Origin of the sequence: Kitasatospora sp. NPDC056446, assembly GCF_042796115.1 — a bacterium.
Lineage (GTDB): Bacteria > Actinomycetota > Actinomycetes > Streptomycetales > Streptomycetaceae > Kitasatospora.
In genome coordinates this window covers 1-20,777 of record NZ_JBHTRF010000055.1, presented here as the reverse complement: position 1 = coordinate 20,777, position 20,777 = coordinate 1, and the positions used below count along the sequence as shown (strand labels likewise).

Below are 20,777 nucleotides of genomic sequence, written 5' to 3'. Positions count from 1 at the left end.
AATCACGGAATGACCGCCCCCGCCGACCCGCGCCGCCGTGCCTCCACCGCGACCTCCCGCGAGGCGGCCGCGGCCACCGAGGTGGCGGCGCCGACCCCGGCCAGTACCCGCGGCCAGAAGTCTCCGAAGACCTCCACCGAGACCGCGATGAGCAGCGCGGTGAGCACCGCGACCACGTGCTCCAGTCCTGCCAGGTTCGGCAGGACGACCGCTTCGCCGACCATCAGGACGACCACCAGGCCGGCCGTGAACCAGGCCCGGCACCGGAACGCGATGCAGATCGCCAGCGCCACCACCGCGGCCGACGGCCCGGTGTCCCGCACGTAGGCGACCCACTTCGGGAAGCCGAACAGGTGCCCCGGCCCGATGGCCACGCCCACCCGGGCGAACAGCGTGCCCGCCAGGGTGCAGGCGTAGGCGACGACCAGGGTCATCCGCCGGCCGAGGACGATCTCGGCGATCGCGAAGACCACGAACACCTGGGCCAGCGCCCCCCAGACCGGAAGGTCCAGCGCCGGAACGTACAGCGACAGCGGGGTCCGCAGCAGCGAGACCTCCAGCGGCAGGGCCGCCCGCACCACCCCGATGTGGTTGACGAAACGCTCTCCGCCCGGCAGGTGCTGGACGATGCTGAACAGCAGGATCAGAAACGTCGCCAGCGAGGCCAGTGGAACTGCGGCGAACTTCTTCCGCACGACCGCGTTCCGCACCGTCACGAACAACGTCCCCCACTCGGCGACAGCGGCCTTTCCGGCTAGCGCCAGCGGCCCCTTTCGCACGCCCCCCGCGTGGGTCCTGTGAATCACAACCGTTTCTCCGAATCCCCGAACTCTCGTCTACTCCAACATTAGAAGCCTCTTAACAAAGCCACATCGGCACGGATGCGGATATGGGTCATCCTCAGGGGGGAGGGCGGGCCCCCCACCGGACCCCCATCCGGCCGGTCGGCCCCCTCCGCCCCCCGACGGAGGGCTACCCCTTCCCGTCCCGGGCCGTCACCGGCACCCGGGGCACCGCGACGGCGGCCCGGGCGTGCCGGCGTCGGAACAGGGCGGGCAGGCTGGGCGCGACGATGAATCCCTCGGCGCGCGCGCTCGCGATGCCGATCCGCGGGATCTCGCTGCTCTTCTCGAACAGCAGGTAGCGCGGTTCCCAGATCGGCCGGTACTTGGCGTTCGCCCGGTACAGCGACTCGATCTGCCACCAGCGCGAGAAGAATCCCAGGACGGAACGCCACAGCCGCAGTACCGGACCGGCGCCCAGCCGCGAACCGCGCTCGAAAACGGAGCGGAACATCGCGAAGTTCAACGAGACCCGCTTCAGTCCGACCTCGTCGGCGCGCTGCAGCAGTTCGATGACCATGAACTCCATCAGGCCGTTCTCGGTGTCCCGGGCCCGGCGCATGAGGTCCAGCGAGAGCCCGTCGGGGCCCCACGGGACGAAGCTGAGCAGTGCCTTGAGCTCGCCCTCGCCGTCGCTGCACTCCAGCATCACGCAGCGGCCGTCGCCGGGGTCGCCGAGCCGGCCGAGCGCCATGGAGAAGCCGCGCTCGGTCGCCCCGTCGCGCCACTCGTCGGCCTTGGCCACCAGTTCGGCCATCTCCTCCTCCGAGATGTCCTCGTGGCGGCGGATCCGCACCGTGTACCCGGCCCGCTTGACCCGGTTGTACGCCTGCCGGACGACCCGCATGGCGCGGCCGTCGAGCGAGAACTCGTCCAGTTCGACGATGGCCTCGTCGCCCAGCTCCAGCGCGTCCAGCCCGTGCCGGGCGTAGATCACCCCGGCCTCCTCGGAGGCCCCCATCACGGCGGGCGCCCAGGCGTGCTCGCGGGCCTCGGACAGCCAGGCGTCGATCGCCCCCGGCCAGGCCTCCGGGTCGCCGATCGGGTCGCCCGAGGCGAGCGAGACGCCGCCGATCACCCGGTAGGTGACGGCCGACTTGCCGCTGGGGGAGAAGACCACCGCCTTGTCGCGGCGCAGCGCGAAGTAGCCGAGCGAGTCCCGCTCGCCCTGCTTGTCCAGCAGGCCGCGCAGCTTGGCCTCGTCCTCCGGGGTGAGCAGTTCCTTGCCCCGCGGGCTGCGGAAGGCCACGTACAGCACGAGCAGGAAGAGCACCGCGCCCATCGCGTTGATCGCGGCGTTCACCCAGGTCGGCGCGGCGATCACGGAGCGCAGGTGCTCGGACGGGGTGATGGTGATCATCCGGCCGACCGAGTACCGGAAGAGGTCCCAGAAGCCGGCGCCGGAGAGTTCGTTGGTCGCCCAGACCAGCAGCGCGCCGACCCCGCCGCCGAACAGCAGGCCGCCGACGAAGGTGGCGGCCGCGGTCTTCGGGTTGGAGCTGTCGCCCTTGGAGGTGAACTCCTTGCGCCCGATCAGCAGCGCCAGGACGAACAGGCAGGTCAGGACGGTGGAGAAGTAGTTGAGCGGGTGCTTGTAGAAACGCTCGTCCGGCAGCAGCATGAGGGCCAGGTAGAGCAGCGCGAACAGGCTGCCGAGCGCCGCGTTGAAGATCCACGCGGCCCGCTTGCGCCGGCGCATCGCGACGGCGAGGAAGATCGACAGCACCGCACTGGCCAGGCCCGAGGTCATCAGGTACGGGGTGAAGTACTCACCCTCGTTGTGCTCGCTGACCTGGTCCCGGAAGGGCACCAGCAGGACCGTCGCCACGTTCAGCAGCGCGATCAGCCGCAGGTACCAGACGGAGGCCACGGCGGCCCTCGGGCGCCAGCGGCCGAGCGCGCCGACGGGCCGGGGCCCGGGGGACGTGGCGGACGGCTCCGACTTCACAGTGGACGACACAGCTCAATTCCAAACGATCAGATGGTGGGGCGCATCCGCGAACGGCCCGGCGCCGGGCGCCCGCACGGGCCCGACGGACTGACCGGCGGGCCCCGCCCGACCGACTGCCGGGGTGAGCGGCGCAGGCCGGAGAGGGTCAGCCAACTCCATGGTTCCGCACGAAGCCTGAGAATTGCGTGAACCGGGTAGCGGATTCCCACCCCCGCCGAACGGCGGGGGTGACCGCCCGCCGACCGTTCGGCACCCCGCCCCGGCTACCCCTACCCTCGAAACGACCCACGCGGACCGCCCCCACCCGGCCGCCCCAACCGAGGAGGCACCATCACCACGACCCGCGTGCTGATCGTCGACGACGAGATCCTGGTCCGTTCCGGCCTCGGCCTGATCGTCGGCTCCGCCCCCGACCTGGAGGTGGTCGGCGACTGCTCCGGCGGACAGGCCGAGGACCACGTCCGGCGGCTGCGCCCGCACGTGGTGCTGCTCGACATCCGGATGCCCGACCTCGACGGCATCTCGGTGCTGCGCCGCCTGCGCGCCCTGCCCGACCCGCCCGCCGTGGCGATGCTCACCACCTTCGACACCGACGAGTACATCGGCACCGCGCTGCGGGCCGGCGCCACCGGCTTCCTGCTCAAGGACACCGCCCCCGAGCAGCTGGTGCACGCCGTCCGGGTGCTCGCGGCCGGCGGCAACATACTGTCCCCGACCGTCACCCGCACCGTGATCGGCGGCTACGTGGACGGCGGGGGCCCGGACGCCGAGGCCACCGCGCTCGCCCGCACCCTCACCGGCCGGGAGCTCGACGTGCTCGCGCTGCTCGGCGAGGGGCTGTCCAACGCCGAGATCGCCGACCGCCTCTTCCTCGGCACCGGCACCGTCAAGGACCACATCAGCGCGATCCTCGGCAAGCTCGGCGCCGCCAACCGGGTGCAGGCCGCCGTCCTCGCCCACCGGGCCGGCCTGGTGCGGCCCAAGCCCGGCGACGGGGCATGACCACCGCGGACCAGCTGCCGTCCCGACGGCTGCCGGCCTGGTGCACCGCCCCCTGGCTGATGCTGCTGCTGCCCGTCCTGTACTCCCTGCTGGACGCGGCCCTGGTGGCCAGGGACGCCGCCTGGTGGCAGGTGTCGCTCTCCTCGCTGGCCGCCGTCGCGCTGTTCTGGCGCCGCCGCTTCCCGGTCACGGTGCTGCTGCTCACCATGCCCGGCAGCTGGGTGGACGCGATCTGGCTGGCCCCGATCACCGCCGTCTACACGGTGGCCGCCGAACGCCCCAGACCCCGGATCGTGGTCCCCTGCGGCGTCCTCTTCACCCTGGTCGAGTTCTTCCACTGGCCGCTGCCCGACAACGTCGTCGACCTGAGCCGGGCCACCGCGCTGGACGCCATCCAGGCCGTGATGCTGGCCGCCGGGCCGGCCGCCACCGGTCTGCTGGCCCGCACCCGGCGGGAGCTGGCCGCCCGCCTCGACGAGCTGACCCGCGGCCAGGAGCGGGAGGGCCGGCTGCTCGCCGAGCGGGTGCTGATCACCGAGCGCGGCCGACTGGCCCGGGAGATGCACGACGTGGTCTCGCACCAGGTCAGCCTGATCAGCATCCAGGCCGGGGCGCTCCAGGTCAGCACCGCCGACCCGGCCGCCGCGACCACCGCCCGCACCATCCGCGAGCTGTCCGTCCGGACCCTGGACGAGCTGCGCCAGATGGTCGGGGTGCTGCGCGGCACCGGCGGCGGGCTGCCGGACGCCCCGCTCGCCCCGCAGCCCCGGCTGGCCGACCTGCCCCGGCTGATCGAGGCGAGCGGCCTGGCCGCCGACGCCGAGCTGAACCCCGGTGACCGCCCGTGGCCGGAGGCGGTGGAGCGGGCCGCCTACCGGACGGTGCAGGAGGCGCTCACCAACATCACCAAGTACGCGCCGGAGGCGGCGGTGCACGTGAGGGTCCGGGCGAAGGGCCGGCGGCTGCGGGTCGAGGTGCGCAACGAGGCCCCTCCGGTCCACCCGGCGGAGACCCTCCCGGGCGGCGGCCACGGCCTGGTCGGCCTGCGCGAGCGCGCCCAGCTGCTGGGCGGCACCCTCACCGCCGGTCCCACCCAGGACGGCGGCTTCGAGGTCCGCGCCGAGCTGCCCGCCACCCGCTCCTGACCTCCGCCCGCCGCACCCGCCCCCGGCGAAGCCGGCGGACCGACCAGGAACAGCGGAGCCTGCGGACCGACCGGGGAACGGCGGAGCCGGCGGACCGACCGGGGAACAGCGGGGCCACGACGGGGCAAAGGGCAACAAAAAAGCCCCGCAGATCCGTAGATCTGCGGGGCTTCGCTGTGCGCGAGGGGGGAGTTGAACCCCCACGCCCTTTCGGGCACTGGAACCTGAATCCAGCGCGTCTGCCTATTCCGCCACCCGCGCATGGGTGTTGTCCTCGTTGCCGACCGATCCTCCGAACCGCTCGGTACCATGAGGCCTTCGCGTTTCCTTGGAGCGGCCTCCCTTCCGGGCGGCCCTTCCGACGTGGAAAACATTAGCACGGCCCGGGGGGCAGCTCCGAATCCGTTTCCCGGAGAGACCGACCGCATCCGAACGGGTGCCCGACCGAACGCGTGCGCGAAGGAACGGGCGGCCGCTCCGACGGGCACACCTGGCGTGCCGTACCCGACATGCGTCACCCTGTGTGTCCGAGCCCACCCCCGGCCACCACACGGTCCGGGAACCGTACGGAAGGGCCCGGCGTGGATACGATCAGTACGGAAGTACCGCAAGTAGGCGTGTCCGGTCCCCCGGCGGGATCCGGTCGGCAGGCAGGCGAACGAACCCTGGAAGGGGGTGCCCCATGGGAGTGCTGAAGAAGTTCGAGCAGCGACTCGAGGGTCTCGTCAACGGCACCTTCGCCAAGGTGTTCAAGTCCGAGGTCCAGCCCGTGGAGATCGCCGGCGCGCTGCAGCGCGAGTGCGACAACAACGCGAGCATCTGGAACCGCGACCGCACCGTCGTGCCGAACGACTTCATCGTCGAGCTCAGCCCGCACGACCACGAGCGGCTCAGCCCCTACTCCGGGCAGCTCGGCACCGAGCTGGCCGGCATGGTCCGCGAGTACGCCGAGGCCCAGCGCTACACCTTCATGGGCCCGCTCCAGGTGAACCTGGAGAAGGCCGACGACCTGGACACCGGCCTGTACCGGGTGCGCAGCCGCACCCTCGCCGCCGAGGAGCCCCAGCAGTACGCCCCGCCGCAGCCCGGCTACGACCGTCCGCCGGCCGCCCCGGCCCCCGGCGCTCCGTGGCAGCAGCCCGGCGCCGGCCAGTACGGCGCGCCCCCGCCGCCGGCCGCGCCCCCCGCGATGCCCTCGGGCCCGCCCGCACCGGCGCCCGCCGCCGGCAACGTCCGCAACTTCCCCGGCGCCGGCCACGGCGGCGCCTCGGTCCGCCGCTGGATCGAGGTGAACGGCGCGCGCCACCAGATCTCCGGTTCGGGCTGCGTGCTCGGCCGCTCCACCGAGGCGGACGTGCGGATCGACGACCCCGGGGTCTCCCGCAAGCACGCCGAGATCCGGCCCGGCACCCCTTCGATGGTGCTCGACCTGGGGTCCACCAACGGCATCGTGGTGGACGGACAGCACACCCAGCGCGCTACGCTCCGCGACGGCTCCCGAATCGTCGTGGGCTCCACCACCATCGTCTACCGGCAGGTCGAAGGGTAGTGTCCGAATTGTTCGCGCGCCTCGCTCACCGACTGGCGGGACGGTCATGTCCGAACTGACCCTCACGGTCATGCGGCTGGGCTTCCTGGCCGTGCTGTGGCTGTTCGTCATCGTCGCGATCCAGGTGATCCGCAGCGACCTCTTCGGCACCAAGGTGAACCCGCGCTCCTCCCGTCGCGGCGCCTCCGCCACGGCGGGCGGTGCCGCGCCCGCCCCGGCCGCCGGTCGCCCCACGCCCTCCCCGGCCGCCGCCACCGCGGCGGGCCAGACCCAGCCCGGCAGCGGACGCCGCCGAGGCGGCCCGACCCAGCTGGTCGTGGTGCAGGGCTCGCTGGCCGGCACCACCGTGGCGCTCCAGGGCCAGACCATCACGCTCGGCCGCGCGCACGACTCCACCATCGTGCTGGACGACGACTACGCGTCCTCCCGGCATGCCAGGATCTATCCGGATCAGACTGGGCAGTGGACGGTCGAGGATCTAGGCTCCACCAACGGCACCTATCTGGACCGGCAGCGCCTGACCGCGCCCACCCCGCTCCAGCCGGGCATGCCGATCCGTATCGGCAGGACCGTCATCGAACTGCGGAAGTAGTAGCGCATGAGGGACAGCATCCCGTCCATGACCCAGAGGGGGGCACAGGTCGCATGACCCTGGTGCTGCGCTTCGCCGCCGGCTCCCACAAGGGACTGATCCGGGAGGGGAACGAGGACTCCGGCTACGCCGGGCCGCGGCTGCTGGCCGTGGCCGACGGCATGGGCGGCGCGGCGGCCGGCGAGGTCGCCTCCTCCGAGGTGCTCGGCTCGATCGTCCGACTGGACGAGGACGTGCCGGGCGCCGACCTGCTGACCCTGCTGGGTGACGCCGTCCAGGGCGCCAACGACCGGCTCCGGCAGATGGTCGAGGAGGACCCGCAGCTGGAGGGCATGGGCTGCACGCTGACCGCCATGCTCTGGACGGGCCAGCGGATGGGCATGGTCCACGTCGGCGACTCCCGCGCCTACCTGCTGCGCGACGGCTCGCTGGTGCAGATCACCCAGGACCACACCTGGGTGCAGCGCCTGGTCGACGAGGGCCGGATCACGCCCGAGGAGGCCGAGACCCACCCGCAGCGCTCGCTGCTGATGCGGGCGCTGGACGGCCGCGGCCAGGTCGAGCCCGACCTGTCGATCCGCGAGGTCCGGGCCGGCGACCGCTACCTGATCTGCTCCGACGGCCTCTCCGGCCCGGTCAGCCACCAGACCCTCCAGGACACCCTCGGCAGCTTCTACGCGCCCGAGCAGACCGTGCAGGAGCTGATCCAGCTCGCACTGCGCGGCGGCGGTCCGGACAACATCACCTGCATCGTGGCGGACGTCATCGACGTCGGCGTCACGGACACCATGAGCGGCCAGTTCAACGACGTCCCCGTGGTGGTCGGCGCGGTCGCCGACGCCCCGCCGTCCTCGGCCGCCGCCGACCGTTCGATCGCCGACACCCCGGCCGGCCGCGCCGCCGGGCTCGGCCGCGGTCCGCAGGGCGCCTTCGGCCCGGCCGAGGGCTACGGCGCCGCGCAGGACGGCTTCGGCCCCGCCGAGGGCTACGAGGGCGGCGCGTACGGCTACGGCGCCGCGGAGCCCTCGGTCTACGGCACCGAGGAGTTCGACGAGCAGCCGCCCCGCAAGCGCAAGCGCAAGGGCCTGACCGTCTCGGTGGCCGTCCTGGTCACGCTCGGCCTGCTCGGCGGCGCCGGCTACTTCGGCTACCAGTGGACCCAGGACCAGTACTACATCGGCGAGGACGGCGACCACGTCGCGGTCTACCAGGGCATCAACCAGAACCTGGCCGGCCTGAGCCTGTCCTCGGTGCACGACTCGTACAGCAACATCCCGCTCAAGTGGCTGCCGGCGGACCAGCGCGCCCACGTGAGCAAGACCATCTCGGTCAACAGCCTGCCGGACGCCAACACGACCGTCCAGGAGCTCGACGGCTGGGTCCAGCTGTGCCAGAAGGCCGCCAAGGCGACGACGGCCGCGGCCCAGGGCGCCCAGGCGACCCAGGCCACCCACGCCGCGTTCCTGGCCGCCACACCCACCCCGAGCGAGAAGAACCGCGGCCCGGCCGCCACCTCCCCGAGCACCGGGCCCTCGACCACACCGGCCCCGAGCGCCCCGGGCACCGCCCCGACCCCGAACGCCACCGCGCCGGCGGCCGGCGCCCAGGGCGGCGAGAACCAGTTGACCGAAGACGAACTCAGCCGGGCCAACGCCTGCCCGAAGCCGTGACGTCCGTGATCCGACATAGGACCGCCCCGCGCGGGCTTGCCGGCCGTCAGGGAGCGGTCACCACGTGAGCAGCTACCCACTGAGTGAAGACACCGGCCGGGCCGGCCGGCGCCGGGCCGCGGCCGGACGCGCCGTCCCCCGGGGCAACACCACCATCTCCTTGCAGGAGGCGCCGAACCGGCGCAACACCGAGCTGGTCCTGCTGATCTTCGCGGTCCTGCTGCCGGTCCTCGCCTACGCCAACGTCGGCCTCGCGATGGACGGCAAGCTGCCCGCTGGCATGCTCGGCTACGGCCTCGGCATGGGCGCCCTGGCGGTGGTCGCGCACCTGCTGGTGCGCCGCTTCGCGCCGTACGCGGACCCGCTGATGCTGCCGATCGCCACCCTGCTGAACGGGCTCGGGGTGGTGATGATCTGGCGCCTGGACAAGGCGGGCAAGCTGCTCAGCGGCAACTTCCCGGCGGCCCAGAACCAGCTGATGTGGTCGGGCCTGGGCATCGCCGGCTTCATCGGCGTGATGGTCCTCCTGAAGGACCACCGGGTGCTCCAGCGCTACACCTACATCTCGATGGTGGTGGCCCTGGTGCTGCTCGCCGCACCGGCCTTCTTCCCGGCCCGCGCGGAGGACTTCGGCGCCAAGATCTGGATCCGGATGGGCAGCTTCTCCATCCAGCCCGGCGAGTTCGCCAAGATCGTCCTGACGGTGTTCTTCTCCGGCTACCTGATGGTCAAGCGGGACGCCCTGGCCCTGGCCAGCCGCCGCTTCATGGGCCTGTACCTGCCGCGCGGCCGCGACCTCGGCCCGATCGTGGTGATCTGGCTGCTCAGCCTGCTGATCCTGATCTTCGAGAACGACCTCGGCACGTCCTTCCTGTTCTTCGGCCTGTTCGTGGTGATGCTCTACGTCGCCACCGAGCGGACCAGCTGGATCCTGTTCGGCCTGCTGATGTCGGTCGGCGGAGCGGTCGCGGTCGCCTCGACCGCCGCCCACGTGAAGGTCCGCATCAACGCCTGGCTCGACCCGATGGCGGCCTTCGACCCGAAGCCGCCGCCGGGGGCCACCGAGCAGATCGGCCAGTCGCTGATGGCGCTCGGCTCCGGCGGGGTCACCGGCTCCGGCCTCGGCCAGGGCCGTTCCTGGCTGATCAACTTCGCCGCCAAGAGCGACTTCATCCTGGGCTCCTTCGGCGAGGAACTCGGGCTGACCGGCATGATGGCGATCTTCCTGCTGTACGCCCTGCTGGTCCAGCGGGGCCTGCGCACCGCGCTCGCCGCCCGCGACCCCTTCGGCAAGCTGTTCGCCGTCGGGCTCTCCTCGGCGATGGCCCTGCAGGTGTTCGTCGTCGCCGGCGGTGTGACCGGGCTGATCCCGCTCACCGGTATGACCATGCCGTTCCTCGCCCAGGGCGGTTCGTCCGTGGTCGCGAACTGGGCGCTGGTCGCGATCCTGCTGAAGATCAGCGACAGCGCCCGCCGACCCGGGGTCGAACCCGCCCCGGCCACCGAGGGCCAGGGAGGACCCGCCCGATGAACAAGCCGATCCGCCGGGTCTCGATCTTCTGCCTCGTCCTGATCCTGGCCCTGATGGTCCGCACCAACTGGGTGCAGGGCGTCCAGGCCGACTCCTGGGCGAGCAACAAGAACAACAAGCGCCAGCTGTACGACCGGTACGCCCACCCGCGCGGCAACATCATCGTCAGCGGCCAGCCGGTGACCAAGTCCGACTTCGTCAACGGCCTGCGCTACAAGTACAAGCGCTCCTGGACCGACGGCCCGATGTACGCCCCGGTGACCGGCTACTCCTCCCAGGTCTTCGGCTCCAGCCAGCTGGAGAACCTGGAGGAGGGCGTCCTCTCCGGCACCGACGACCGGCTGTTCTTCCGCAACACCCTGGACATGCTGACCGGCGAGCAGAAGCGCGGCGGCGACGTCGTCACGACCATCGACGCCAAGGTCCAGAAGGCCGCCTACGACGGCCTGGGCGGCAAGAAGGGTGCGGCGGTCGCGATCGACCCGAAGACCGGCGCGATCCTGGCCCTCGTCTCCACCCCGTCCTACGACCCGGGCACCTTCTCCGGCAGCGACTCCACCGACTCCAAGGCCTGGACGGACCTCAACGCGGACCCGAACAAGCCGATGCTCAACCGGGCGCTGAAGGAGACCTATCCGCCCGGCTCGACCTTCAAGCTGGTCACCGCGACCGCGGCGTTCGAGAACGGCCTCTACCAGAACATCGACGACGCCACGTCGACCCCGGAGCCGTACAAGCTGCCGAACACCGACACCGTGCTGAAGAACGAGAGCCCCAACGAGCGCTGCGAGAACGCCACGGTGAAGTCCGGCATGGACCAGTCCTGCAACACGGTCTTCGCCAAGATGGGCGCCGACCTGGGCAAGGAGAAGATGCGGGCGCAGGCCGAGAAGTTCGGCTTCAACAGCACGATCGACACCCCGGTCCGCTCCGAGAAGAGCATCTTCCCGGACAGCGCCAGCCTGGACGGCACCGCCCAGGACTCGATCGGCCAGCACGACACCCGCGCCACCCCGCTCCAGATGGCCATGATCTCCGCCGCGATCGCCAACAACGGCAGCCTGATGCAGCCGTACCTGGTCGACCAGGAGCGCTCGGCCTCGCTGACCACCATCTCCAAGCACACCGAGAAGCAGTTCTCCCAGGCCATGAGCCCCGCCACCGCGCAGAAGATGCAGGACCTGATGGTCTCGGTGGTCGACAACGGCACCGGCACCAACGCCAAGATCCCCGGCCTCCAGGTCGGTGGCAAGACCGGCACCGCGCAGCACGGCGAGGACAACGCCGGACTGCCCTTCGCCTGGTTCACGTCCTGGGCCAAGGCCTCGGACGGCCGCTCGGTCGCGGTCGCGGTGGTCGTGGAGGACGGCTCCCAGAACCGCGACGGCATCAGCGGCGGCCGGCTCGCGGCCCCGATCGCCAAGGCGGTGATGCAGGCCGCACTCGGCAAGTAGCGAACCGGTCGCGGGATGAGGGGAAGGTCACGATCGACACCCCCGTCCGGATACCGGTCTGGTATCGGCCGACGGCTGACTCCGGTCCGGTGCGGTGCGACCGGTAGCGTATCCGCCAGCAGCGGGTGTGCCCGTTGCCGCCCGCGAGGCACCGCACGGCCCGGCCGGAGAACCGGTCGCGGTCCGCGCGGCGTCACCCAGAGCGTGCGGGGACACCTACGTCACAACCTCACCGGCGGGTGAGGGAGAGGGTCGGAACTATGGAAGAGCCTCGTCGCCTAGGCGGCAGGTACGAGCTCGGCGGCGTCCTCGGACGCGGCGGCATGGCCGAGGTCTACCTCGGCCATGACACCCGGCTCGGCCGTTCCGTCGCCGTGAAGACGCTCCGGGCCGACATGGCCCGGGATCCGTCGTTCCAGGCCCGCTTCCGCCGTGAGGCACAGTCGGCGGCGTCACTGAACCACCCCGCGATCGTCGCCGTGTACGACACCGGCGAGGACTACATCGACGGCATCTCCATCCCGTACATCGTGATGGAGTACGTCGAGGGGTCCACGCTGCGGGAGCTGCTGCACTCCGGCCGACGGCTGCTGCCCGAGCGCTCGCTGGAGATGACCATCGGCATCCTCCAGGCCCTGGAGTACTCGCACCGGGCCGGCATCGTGCACCGCGACATCAAGCCAGCCAACGTGATGCTGACCCGGCAGGGCAACGTCAAGGTCATGGACTTCGGCATCGCCCGTGCGATGGGTGACGCCGGGATGACCATGACGCAGACCTCCGCCGTCATCGGCACCGCCCAGTACCTCTCCCCCGAGCAGGCCAAGGGCGAGCAGGTCGACGCCCGCTCCGACCTCTACTCCACCGGCTGCCTGCTCTACGAGCTGCTGACCGTCCGGCCGCCGTTCGTCGGCGACTCGCCGGTCGCGGTGGCCTACCAGCACGTCCGGGAGGAGCCGCAGCCGCCGTCCGTCTACGATCCCGAGGTCCGCCCCGAGATCGACGCGATCGTGCTGAAGGCGCTCGCCAAGGACCGCGACTACCGCTACCAGAGCGCCGACGAGATGCGCGATGACATCGAGCGCTTCCTCGACGGCCTCCCGGTCGCCGCCGCCCAGCAGGCCGCCGCCTACGGCATGGGCGCGGCCGGCTACGGCTACGACCAGAACGGCTACCCGCAGCAGCACGACCCGTACGGCCAGACCAACGTGCTGCCGCAGCAGCCCGGCGGCGGCCCGACCACCGTCCTGCCGCAGGCCGGCGGCCAGCCCGGCTACGGCCAGCAGGGCGGCTACCAGGACGACGGCTACGGCCAGACCTACGCCGGCCAGGGCGGCGGCGACGACGGCCACGGCCGCGCCGGACGGCGCGGCGACGACCAGCCGAAGAAGAGCAACACCTCCTGGATCGTGCTGGCGGTGGCCGCCGTGCTGGTCCTGGTCGGCACCTTCTTCGTGGCCCAGGCGATGTTCGGCGACAAGGGCCCCAAGGACCCGCCGAAGGTCACCGCGCCGAGCCTGGTCGGCAAGACTCTGGCGGACGCCAAGGCGGCGGCCGCGGCGGCCGGGTCCAAGCTCGTGGTGGCCGAGGGCGACAAGATCGCCTGCCCGGACGCGAACATCAAGAAGGACCAGGTCTGCACGCAGAACCCGGCGGCCGGCAACCAGGTGGCCGAGACCTCGACCATCACGGTGCAGGTCTCCTCCGGCCCGGCGAAGGCGACCATGCCGTCCCTGGTCGGCAAGACCAAGGACCAGGCGCTCCAGGCGCTGGCCGCGGCGGGCTTCACCAACGTCGGCACCCCTGAGTACAAGGACGACGACACCGCCGCCCAGGACACCGTGACCGCCCAGGACCCGGCGGCCAACGCGGCCGTCGACCCGGCGGCACCGGTCAAGCTGACGGTCTCCCAGGGCAAGAGCAAGGTCACCGTCCCGAACGTGGTCGGCGCCCAGAAGGACGACGCGACGAACCAGTTGCAGGGCCTCGGCCTCCAGGTCGACTCCTCGAAGACCCAGCCGACCAACGACCCGACCAAGGTCAACACCGTCGCCTCGCAGTCGGTCCAGGCCAACAGCAAGGTCGCGGCCAACACCAAGGTCGCGCTGACGATCTTCAAGGCCCCGGAGAAGTCCCAGGTCCCGCCGCTGCAGAACCAGAAGCTGTCGGACGCCATCGCCCAGCTCGCGAAGGTCAACCTCGGCTACACCGTGGTCGGCCCGCAGGACCCGAACGCGATCGTCCAGATGAGCAACCCGGCGGCCGGCACCACGCTGGACCCGAACACCCAGGTCCAGCTGTTCACGAAGGCCGCCGAGCCGCCCAAAGGGGGCGACCCCACCACCCCACCCACCAAAGGGAACAACTAAGCCTCCGATATTCCCCTGGTTCAACTGAACCAGGGGCCCGGAGCCCGGTGACCCCGGTCGACACGCCCGAGGGCCCGCCGCAGCGGATGCGGCGGGCCCTCGGCGTTCCTCCGTGCCGGGCCCGGGTGCACGCCCCCCGCCCACGACCCCGCGCACGGCCCCGCGCACAGGCCGGGCGCCCGGCCTCAGGGGCGGCGCAGCTCCGGCGGCGGGGTGCGCTTGGCGTCCATGTCGTCCACCCGCACCAGGCTCCCCCAGACCGCCATCCGGTACCGCGAGGTGTACACCGGCGTACAGGTGGTCAGGGTGATGTAGCGGCCGGGGCCGGCATACCCGGAGCGCGGCGGGACGGGCGCCACGATGCCGGTGTCGTACTTGGACGTCTCGGCCAGGGTGTTGTCGACCTTGTAGACGTACCACTTGTCCTTGGTCTCGACGACGACCGCGTCGCCGTCGCGGACGGCGTCCAGGTCGTGGAACTTGGCGCCGTGGCCGTCCCGGTGGGCGGCCAGCGCGAAATTGCCCGTCTGGTCCCAGGGCATCGCGGCCTTGTAGGGCTGCTCGTAGACGCCCGCCACGCCCTCGTCCAGGACCTCGGTGGAGGTGCCCATCCGGATCAGCACCTGGAAGTCCCGCCCCATCGCGGGGACGTGCAGGAAGCCGACGTCCTCCCCGACCGCGAACTCCTTCCGCGCGGGCGGGGCCCCGGGGGCGGGGGTGCCGCCCGGCGCGGCCGACGGGCCCGGGACCGGGCCCGCGGCCCAGGAGCCGCGCAGCCGGTCGGCGGCCTCCGAGGCCGCGCGGTCGGCCTGCACGTTGGTCCACCACAGCGAGTAGGCCACGAACAGGCCGAGCACCAGGCCGAGGGTGATCAGCAGCTCGCCGAACACCCCGAGCGCGGCCAGCGCCCGGCTCCGCCCGCGCCCGGCCGGCCGCGGCCCGGGCGGGGGGAAGGCCTCCCGCCCCGGTTCGGCCGGCTGCGCGGTCTCGTCGTCCTGCATCTGCGGTGCTCCCCCTCCGGGCCGGGCGTCCGGGCGGCTACCCGCCCGAGATCGCGGCCGGCTTGCCTTGGCTGCGCGGCCGTTCCTCGATCATCTTCCCAAAGACGATGAGACGGAACTTGGAGGTGAACTCCGGGGTGCAGGTGGTCAGCGTGATGTAGCGGCCGGGGCCGGCGTACCCGGCACCGTTCGGCACCGGCTTGATCACGCTCACGTTGTTGGGGGAGGTCTCCGGGATGCCCCCGGTGATCTCGTACGTGTAGTACCCGGCGGCGGTCTCCACCACGACCTTGTCGCCCTTGCCGAGCTCGTTGATGTACCGGAACGGCTCGCCGTGGGTGTTGCGGTGCGCGGCCAGCGCGAAGTTGCCCGCCTTGTCGCCCGGCATCGCGGTGCCGGCGTAGTGGCCGACCAGGCCCTTGTCGAGCACCGCCGACTTGGAGGTGCCCTCGGCGATCGGGAACTTCAGGCCCAGCTTGGGCAGGTAGACGATGGCGAAGCCCTTGCCGGGCTCGAACACCTCGGGCTTGTTCGGGTCCGGGGCCGGCTGCCCCGGCTGGACGGGCGGCGCGGCCGCGTCGAACTGCTGCTCCAGCCGGTTGCGGGCCCCGTCGGCGGCCGCGTCGGCCTGCACGTTGGTCCACCAGAGCTGGTAGGCGACGAAGAGCAGCATCACCAGGCCCAGCGTTATGCACAGCTCGCCGACCGCCCGGGCCGCCACCACGACCACGGACTCCCGGGGACGCACCCGCCCGCCGGCCCGGCCGCCCGCCCGGCGCCGCCCGTTGCCGGAGCGGATCGCGGTGCGGCCCTGGGCGGCTCGACGGCGCTCGGCCCGGCCCCCGGTGGCCGGGACCGGCCCGGCGGTCGCGGCGTCGGCCCCGAAGGGCAGGCGCAGCTGGAGGGTCTGGTCGGGCAGCCAGGGGTACTCGGGCCCGCCCGTGAGGGGCTCCTCGGCCTGCTCGTAGACGCCCCAGGCGTCCTCGGGCACGGCCGGGGCCGGCTGCTCCTGCCGGTAGGGGGCGCCGCCGTCGCCGTACTGCGGCCCGCCGTGGGCCGCCCCCGCGTACTGCGGCTCCGGGTACGGCGAGCCCGCGTACTGCGGCTCGGTGTACCGCGGCTCCGGGTACTGCGGCTCGCCCTGCCGGGGCCCGCCGTGGTGCTGCGCGCCGCCGTACGGGTCGGCCTCCGGCTGGTAACGCCCCTCCGGACGCAGCGCCGTCACGCCGCTCAGCCCCGGCCGATCACCGGGGCGAGCCCGGCCGACCGGTCCACCGCCTGCGGGTAGCCGCACTCCGCGAGCCAGTTGGCGAGCATCCGGTGGCCGCCCTCGGTGAGCACCGACTCGGGGTGGAACTGCACGCCCTCGACCGGCAGTTCACGGTGCCTCAGGCCCATGATCACGCCGCTCCCGGTCCGTGCGGTGACCACCAGTTCGGCCGGCACGGTGGCCGGTTCGACCGCGAGCGAGTGGTAGCGGGTCGCGGTCAGCGGCGAGGGCAGGCCCTCGAACACCCCGCCGTCCTCGTGCTCGACCGGCGAGGTCTTGCCGTGCAGCAGCTCCGGCGCCCGGCCGACCACCGCGCCGTACGCGACCGCGATCGACTGGAGGCCCAGGCAGACGCCGAACACCGGCAGCCCGATCCGCGCGCAGTGGTGGACCATCTCGATGCAGACCCCGGCCTCCTCCGGCGCGCCGGGCCCCGGGGAGAGCAGCACCCCGTCGAAGCCCTCCTCGCCCGAGCGGCGGACGGCGTGCTCGACGCTCACCTCGTCGTTGCGCACCACCTCACAGGTGGCGCCGAGCTGGTACAGGTACTGGACCAGGTTGAAGACGAAGCTGTCGTAGTTGTCCACCACCAGGATGCGGGGCGGGGTCGACTGAGTGGTCATGCGCGCGTGGTCTCCGTGGGATGCGGTGCTGGATGGAAGTGCCGGGCCCGCCGGTTCAGCCGGTGGCGGCGCCGTCGCCGCCGTCCACTGTGACGTCGCCGAAGGGGAGCAGCGGTTCCGCCCACGGGAAGACGTAGGTGAAGAGGAGGTAGACGATCCCCACGATCAGGAGCACCGAAATGACGGCCTTGACCAGGGTGTTCCCCGGGAGGTGACGCCAGATGAAGCCGTACATGGTGCTCCCTCGTCGTAACAGACTGGGTCAAGAGTAGACCCGCCCTCCACGGCCGCGAGGCCGGTCCGCTACTGCTGCCCGCCCGCCGACCGCAGCTCGGCCGTGCCGGAGTACCCGGGCAGCGACAGCTCCCCGCTCTCCTGGACCTTCCAGCCCAGCCCGTACGCCTGGACGTACTGCAGGTAGTTGCGGACGGTCGGATCGGCGTCGACGGCCGAGCGCATCGCATCCGTCCTCCCGACCGCCCTGACCACGTACGGCGGGGAGTAGACCCGCCCCTGGAGCAGCAGGGTGTTGCCGACGCAGCGGACGGCGCTGGTGGAGATCAGCCGCTGGTCCATCACCTGCACGCCCTCCGCGCCGCCCCGCCACAGCGCGTTGACCACGGCCTGGATGTCCTGCTGGTGGATGACCAGGTCGTTGACGCCGGGCTCGGGGACGCCGGGGATGCGCGCGGTGGCGTTCGGCGGGGCGTCGTTGAGGGTGACGGTCAGCCCGCCGCCCTGCAGCGGCTCCAGGGCGGCGACGCGCCGCAGGCCGTCCAGCTGCGCCGCGTCGGCGGGGTTGCGGCCCTGCTGCTCGGTGAGCTCCTGGGCGCGGGCCTGGAGGTCGGCCAGCTGGGACTGCGCCTGCTGGTTCTGGGCGCTGCGCTGGCGGATCACGTCGCCGAGGCTCAGCAGCGAGTTGTCGGTCCGCAGATCGGTGCCGCGGGCGGTCTGGGCGCTGATGTAGAAGAGCAGACCGGCGAGCGCGAACACGGCACAGGTCAGGGCGCGTCCGACAATTCGGGCACCGGAACGACGGGTACGGGCCGGCCCAGGGGGAATCGACAAATTAGTCACCGTACCCTTATCTCCTCAAGACCCGCCGAGCCACTACGCTAACGGACGCCGGTGGCACGTGCGGAGCGTCCCCAGAGCGTTCTCCACGACCGGCTGCGACCGACTCACCCGCTGCACCACTGCGCGGTCTCACAGCGCATCGACAGGAGAACCCCTCGTGCCGAAGTCTCGACTCCGCAAGAAGTCCGACTACACCCCGCCGACCGCGGCGGCGGTGAAGATCAGCTCGGGCCGCAGCTGGGTCGCACCGCTGATGCTCGCGCTCTTCCTGATCGGCCTGGTGTGGATCGTCACGTACTACGTGACGAGCGGCAACTACCCGGTCGAGGGCTGGCGGAACTGGAACATCCTGGTGGGCTTCGGCTTCATCGCCGCGGGGTTCGGCGTCTCCACCCAGTGGAAGTAGCGACCCGCTCGTCCTGAGGCCCGGTTCCGGGCCGGATACCGCCGCTTCGGATGCTCGTCCCGGGGCGGCGGTCAGGCATGCCTCGACCCGGCCCCGCGCATCCGATCGGTTATCCCCACCATCGGACGGTCAGGCTTATCCACATGGTTATCCACACTGGGGAAAAGTCCCCCCAGCCTGTGGATAACTTTCCGTGCCGCGACCGTCCACAGCTGTGCACAACCTCCCGGAGCCGGAAGAACCGCACAGCAGGACACGCGTAGAACAACAGTCCACAACCGGGTTGGCACACAGCCTGTGCACAACCCCGCACCCGCTGTGGACAAACGCCCGAACCGTCAGGCGCCGTAGAGGGACATCCCGATCAGCAGCATCGCCGCCTCGATCGCCACCGCCCCGGCCACCGCCAGCCCCTGGACCAGGCCGCGGCGCTCGCGCGGGGCGTACATCAGGCCGGCCGCGGTCAGCCCGCCCAGCACCAGGCCGCCGATGTGCGCCCGCCAGTCGATGCCCGGGCGCGAGAAGGTGACGATCAGGTTGAACACCAGGAACGCCATCGCCGGGGCCAGCGGGCCCCTGCTCCGCAGCTGCATCACGATCGTGGCGCCGATCAGGCCGAAGACCGCTCCGGAGGCCCCCACGGAGTTCATCCAGTCGCCGGCCACCAGGAAGGCGAAGGTGCTGCCGCCCAGGCCGGAGAGCAGGTAGAGGGCCAGGAACCGCAGCCGGCCGAGCGCCTCCTCCAGCGGCGGGCCGAGCCAGAACAGCACCAGCATGTTCAGCCCGATGTGCCACCACTCCAGGTGCAGGAAGGTGGCGGTCAGCAGCCGGTACCACTGGTCCGGACCGTCCGCGATGCCGGCCGGGCCGCCGAGGATGTCCCGCCCGGCACTGAACAGCGACCAGGTCTGGCCCAGCCTCGGCGCGAGCACGTAGGCGGCCAGCAGCCAGACCACCACGTTGGTCCCGACCAGCAGCTTGGTGACCAGCCCGCCGTCGACGGCGAGCGCCCCGCCGAAGCGGGTGGTCGCCCGCCGCGTCCCGGCGTGCCCGCCGCCGACGCAGTCTGGGCACTGGAAGCCCACCGAGGCCGCCACCATGCACTGCGGGCAGATCGGGCGCTCGCAGCGGGTGCAGGAGATCCCGGTGGGCGTCCGCGGGTGCCGGTAGCAGCCGGGCGGCCCGCCCTCCGGGGGCCGTTCGGCCGACGACCGCGACTCGTCCGGGAGCATCAGCGGGTCCCCTTCCCGTACACGACCTCCGAAACAGCCACCCTACTGCCGCACCCGGCCGGTACGGCCCGCTCCCCCGCGGATCCCGTCCCCCACTGCCCGCTCCGCACCCCGGGTGCCCGCGTACGGCCCACCCCGGCGTGCCATCGGACAAATCAGGATGCATGATCAGCATTCAGGTGGATATGTGCATATAGGACGCCACCCAGGAGGAGAGACTCGTGAGCTTTTCGGACTCGGCACGTGAGACGGCCACCAGGACCCGGGACACCGCCGCACAGTTCGCGGACGGCGCCAAGCAGCGCCTCGGCCCGACCTTGGACACCCTCGGGCCGAAGGCCGCCCAGGCCGCCCACAACCTCCGCGTCCAGTACGACAGGCACCTCGCCCCACAGTTCGTCCAGGCGTTCGCCAGCCTGCCGCCGGAGGCCCAGCAGAACGCCCTGAGGGCCCTCCACCGGACCCAGGAGGCCGCCCTGGCGGCCCGGCTCTCCGCCACCCGGGCCGCCGACCAGGCCCGCACCACGGTCGCCCCCAGGGTCGCCCAGGCGGTCGGGGACGCCCGGGCCGCCGTCACCCCGGTGGCCCACGAGGCCCAGGCCCGGGGCGCCGCCGCCCTGACCGCGCTCCAGGGCAACGTCAGCTCGGCCGAGATCAGCGAACTCGCCGCCCGGAACGCCCGCAGGGACCGGTGCGGCGGCTGGTCCACCGGCCTCGCCGTGGCCGGCCTGCTGGCGATCGGCAGCGGCATCGTCGCCTGGCAGTGGTGGCGCCGGCACAGCAACCCCGAGTGGCTGGTCGAGCCCCCGGCCGCGCAGGAGCCCCGGCCGACCGGCGCGCACGCCGCCACCGCCCCGGTGAACGGCTCCGGCCCCGAGGGCGCGACGACCGGGACCGCCGCCCCCGAGACCCCGGCCGGCGGCCCCGGCAAGCCCGACGGACCCGCCACCGACGAGGGCCCCACGGCGGACTGACCGTACGGAAGGCCCGGGCGAGCCCGGAAACGCCGATCGGCCGCTGACCGGGATCCCGGGCACCCGGTGTCGTATAAAAAAAAACCAAA

The 20,777-nt window shown here is 72.1% G+C and carries 18 protein-coding genes and 1 tRNA gene; 10 read left to right on the top strand and 9 right to left on the bottom strand.

All coding sequences use genetic code 11. The features are described 5' to 3' along the window. Window positions 1-2: 2 nt before the first annotated feature. Both ACFQ6N_RS28295 and ACFQ6N_RS28290 read right to left on the bottom strand, forming a co-directional pair. The gene (locus ACFQ6N_RS28295) at window positions 3-716 is read right to left on the bottom strand and encodes a hypothetical protein (RefSeq protein ID WP_380654785.1); all 714 of its coding nucleotides are present in this window, start codon (window positions 714-716) and stop codon (window positions 3-5) included. A 256-nt stretch (window positions 717-972) separates the two neighbouring features. Beyond that, complete coding sequence (locus ACFQ6N_RS28290) at window positions 973-2,802, bottom strand: phosphatidylglycerol lysyltransferase domain-containing protein (RefSeq protein WP_380654783.1); 1,830 nt, start codon at window positions 2,800-2,802, stop codon at window positions 973-975. Between the two features lie 339 nt (window positions 2,803-3,141). Between ACFQ6N_RS28290 and ACFQ6N_RS28285 the strand changes: the two genes are divergently transcribed. Both ACFQ6N_RS28285 and ACFQ6N_RS28280 read left to right on the top strand, forming a co-directional pair. Continuing rightward, window positions 3,142-3,795, top strand: a complete 654-nt coding sequence (locus tag ACFQ6N_RS28285) for a response regulator transcription factor (protein WP_363442505.1) — start codon at window positions 3,142-3,144, stop codon at window positions 3,793-3,795. Beyond that, window positions 3,792-4,940 (top strand): sensor histidine kinase, encoded by a 1,149-nt coding sequence (locus ACFQ6N_RS28280; protein WP_380654781.1) that lies wholly within the window; start codon window positions 3,792-3,794, stop codon window positions 4,938-4,940. Before ACFQ6N_RS28285 ends, ACFQ6N_RS28280 begins: the two co-directional genes overlap by 4 nt. A 177-nt stretch (window positions 4,941-5,117) precedes the next feature. Here the strand turns inward: ACFQ6N_RS28280 and ACFQ6N_RS28275 are convergent. Continuing rightward, window positions 5,118-5,201 (bottom strand) — tRNA-Leu (locus ACFQ6N_RS28275). 421 nt (window positions 5,202-5,622) lie between these two features. Between ACFQ6N_RS28275 and ACFQ6N_RS28270 the strand changes: the two genes are divergently transcribed. The 6 genes from ACFQ6N_RS28270 (at window position 5,623) to pknB (ending at window position 14,105) form a co-directional block, all read left to right on the top strand. Then, window positions 5,623-6,489: an FhaA domain-containing protein gene (locus ACFQ6N_RS28270; protein WP_380654778.1), complete on the top strand. Its 867-nt coding sequence runs from the start codon at window positions 5,623-5,625 to the stop codon at window positions 6,487-6,489. A gap of 46 nt (window positions 6,490-6,535) precedes the next feature. After that, on the top strand, window positions 6,536-7,081 hold the full coding sequence (locus tag ACFQ6N_RS28265) for an FHA domain-containing protein (protein ID WP_380654776.1): 546 nt from the start codon (window positions 6,536-6,538) through the stop codon (window positions 7,079-7,081). A 53-nt stretch (window positions 7,082-7,134) separates the two neighbouring features. Then, window positions 7,135-8,751, top strand: a complete 1,617-nt coding sequence (locus tag ACFQ6N_RS28260; protein ID WP_380654774.1) for a protein phosphatase 2C domain-containing protein — start codon at window positions 7,135-7,137, stop codon at window positions 8,749-8,751. A gap of 154 nt (window positions 8,752-8,905) precedes the next feature. Beyond that, window positions 8,906-10,282 (top strand): FtsW/RodA/SpoVE family cell cycle protein, encoded by a 1,377-nt coding sequence (locus ACFQ6N_RS28255; RefSeq protein ID WP_380654865.1) that lies wholly within the window; start codon window positions 8,906-8,908, stop codon window positions 10,280-10,282. Further along, on the top strand, window positions 10,279-11,736 hold the full coding sequence (locus tag ACFQ6N_RS28250) for a peptidoglycan D,D-transpeptidase FtsI family protein (RefSeq protein WP_380654771.1): 1,458 nt from the start codon (window positions 10,279-10,281) through the stop codon (window positions 11,734-11,736). The genes ACFQ6N_RS28255 and ACFQ6N_RS28250 overlap by 4 nt, the downstream gene beginning before the upstream one ends. A gap of 260 nt (window positions 11,737-11,996) precedes the next feature. After that, on the top strand, window positions 11,997-14,105 hold the full coding sequence (pknB, locus tag ACFQ6N_RS28245) for a Stk1 family PASTA domain-containing Ser/Thr kinase (RefSeq protein WP_380654768.1): 2,109 nt from the start codon (window positions 11,997-11,999) through the stop codon (window positions 14,103-14,105). 185 nt (window positions 14,106-14,290) lie between these two features. Here pknB and ACFQ6N_RS28240 read toward each other — a convergent pair whose 3' ends face one another. From ACFQ6N_RS28240 to ACFQ6N_RS28220, 5 genes are all read right to left on the bottom strand, one after another. Then, window positions 14,291-15,106, bottom strand: a complete 816-nt coding sequence (locus tag ACFQ6N_RS28240; RefSeq protein WP_380654765.1) for a class E sortase — start codon at window positions 15,104-15,106, stop codon at window positions 14,291-14,293. 37 nt (window positions 15,107-15,143) lie between these two features. After that, window positions 15,144-16,331, bottom strand: a complete 1,188-nt coding sequence (locus ACFQ6N_RS28235; RefSeq protein WP_380654763.1) for a class E sortase — start codon at window positions 16,329-16,331, stop codon at window positions 15,144-15,146. Between the two features lie 5 nt (window positions 16,332-16,336). After that, the gene (locus ACFQ6N_RS28230; protein WP_380654760.1) at window positions 16,337-16,999 is read right to left on the bottom strand and encodes an aminodeoxychorismate/anthranilate synthase component II; all 663 of its coding nucleotides are present in this window, start codon (window positions 16,997-16,999) and stop codon (window positions 16,337-16,339) included. Window positions 17,000-17,054: 55 nt separating this feature from the next. Further along, window positions 17,055-17,234, bottom strand: coding sequence for a hypothetical protein (locus tag ACFQ6N_RS28225; protein WP_380654757.1), 180 nt, complete (start codon window positions 17,232-17,234; stop codon window positions 17,055-17,057). Between the two features lie 68 nt (window positions 17,235-17,302). After that, window positions 17,303-18,067: a DUF881 domain-containing protein gene (locus tag ACFQ6N_RS28220; RefSeq protein ID WP_380654754.1), complete on the bottom strand. Its 765-nt coding sequence runs from the start codon at window positions 18,065-18,067 to the stop codon at window positions 17,303-17,305. A gap of 166 nt (window positions 18,068-18,233) precedes the next feature. Here ACFQ6N_RS28220 and crgA point away from each other — a divergent pair, with 166 nt between their 5' ends. Continuing rightward, window positions 18,234-18,482, top strand: coding sequence for a cell division protein CrgA (gene crgA, locus ACFQ6N_RS28215; RefSeq protein WP_380654752.1), 249 nt, complete (start codon window positions 18,234-18,236; stop codon window positions 18,480-18,482). Between the two features lie 338 nt (window positions 18,483-18,820). Here the strand turns inward: crgA and ACFQ6N_RS28210 are convergent, their stop codons facing one another. Continuing rightward, window positions 18,821-19,714: a rhomboid family intramembrane serine protease gene (locus tag ACFQ6N_RS28210; protein ID WP_380654748.1), complete on the bottom strand. Its 894-nt coding sequence runs from the start codon at window positions 19,712-19,714 to the stop codon at window positions 18,821-18,823. A gap of 221 nt (window positions 19,715-19,935) precedes the next feature. On the opposite strand from ACFQ6N_RS28210, the gene ACFQ6N_RS28205 reads away from it, so the two are divergent. After that, the gene (locus ACFQ6N_RS28205) at window positions 19,936-20,688 is read left to right on the top strand and encodes a DUF5324 family protein (RefSeq protein ID WP_380654745.1); all 753 of its coding nucleotides are present in this window, start codon (window positions 19,936-19,938) and stop codon (window positions 20,686-20,688) included. Window positions 20,689-20,777 lie beyond the last annotated feature (89 nt).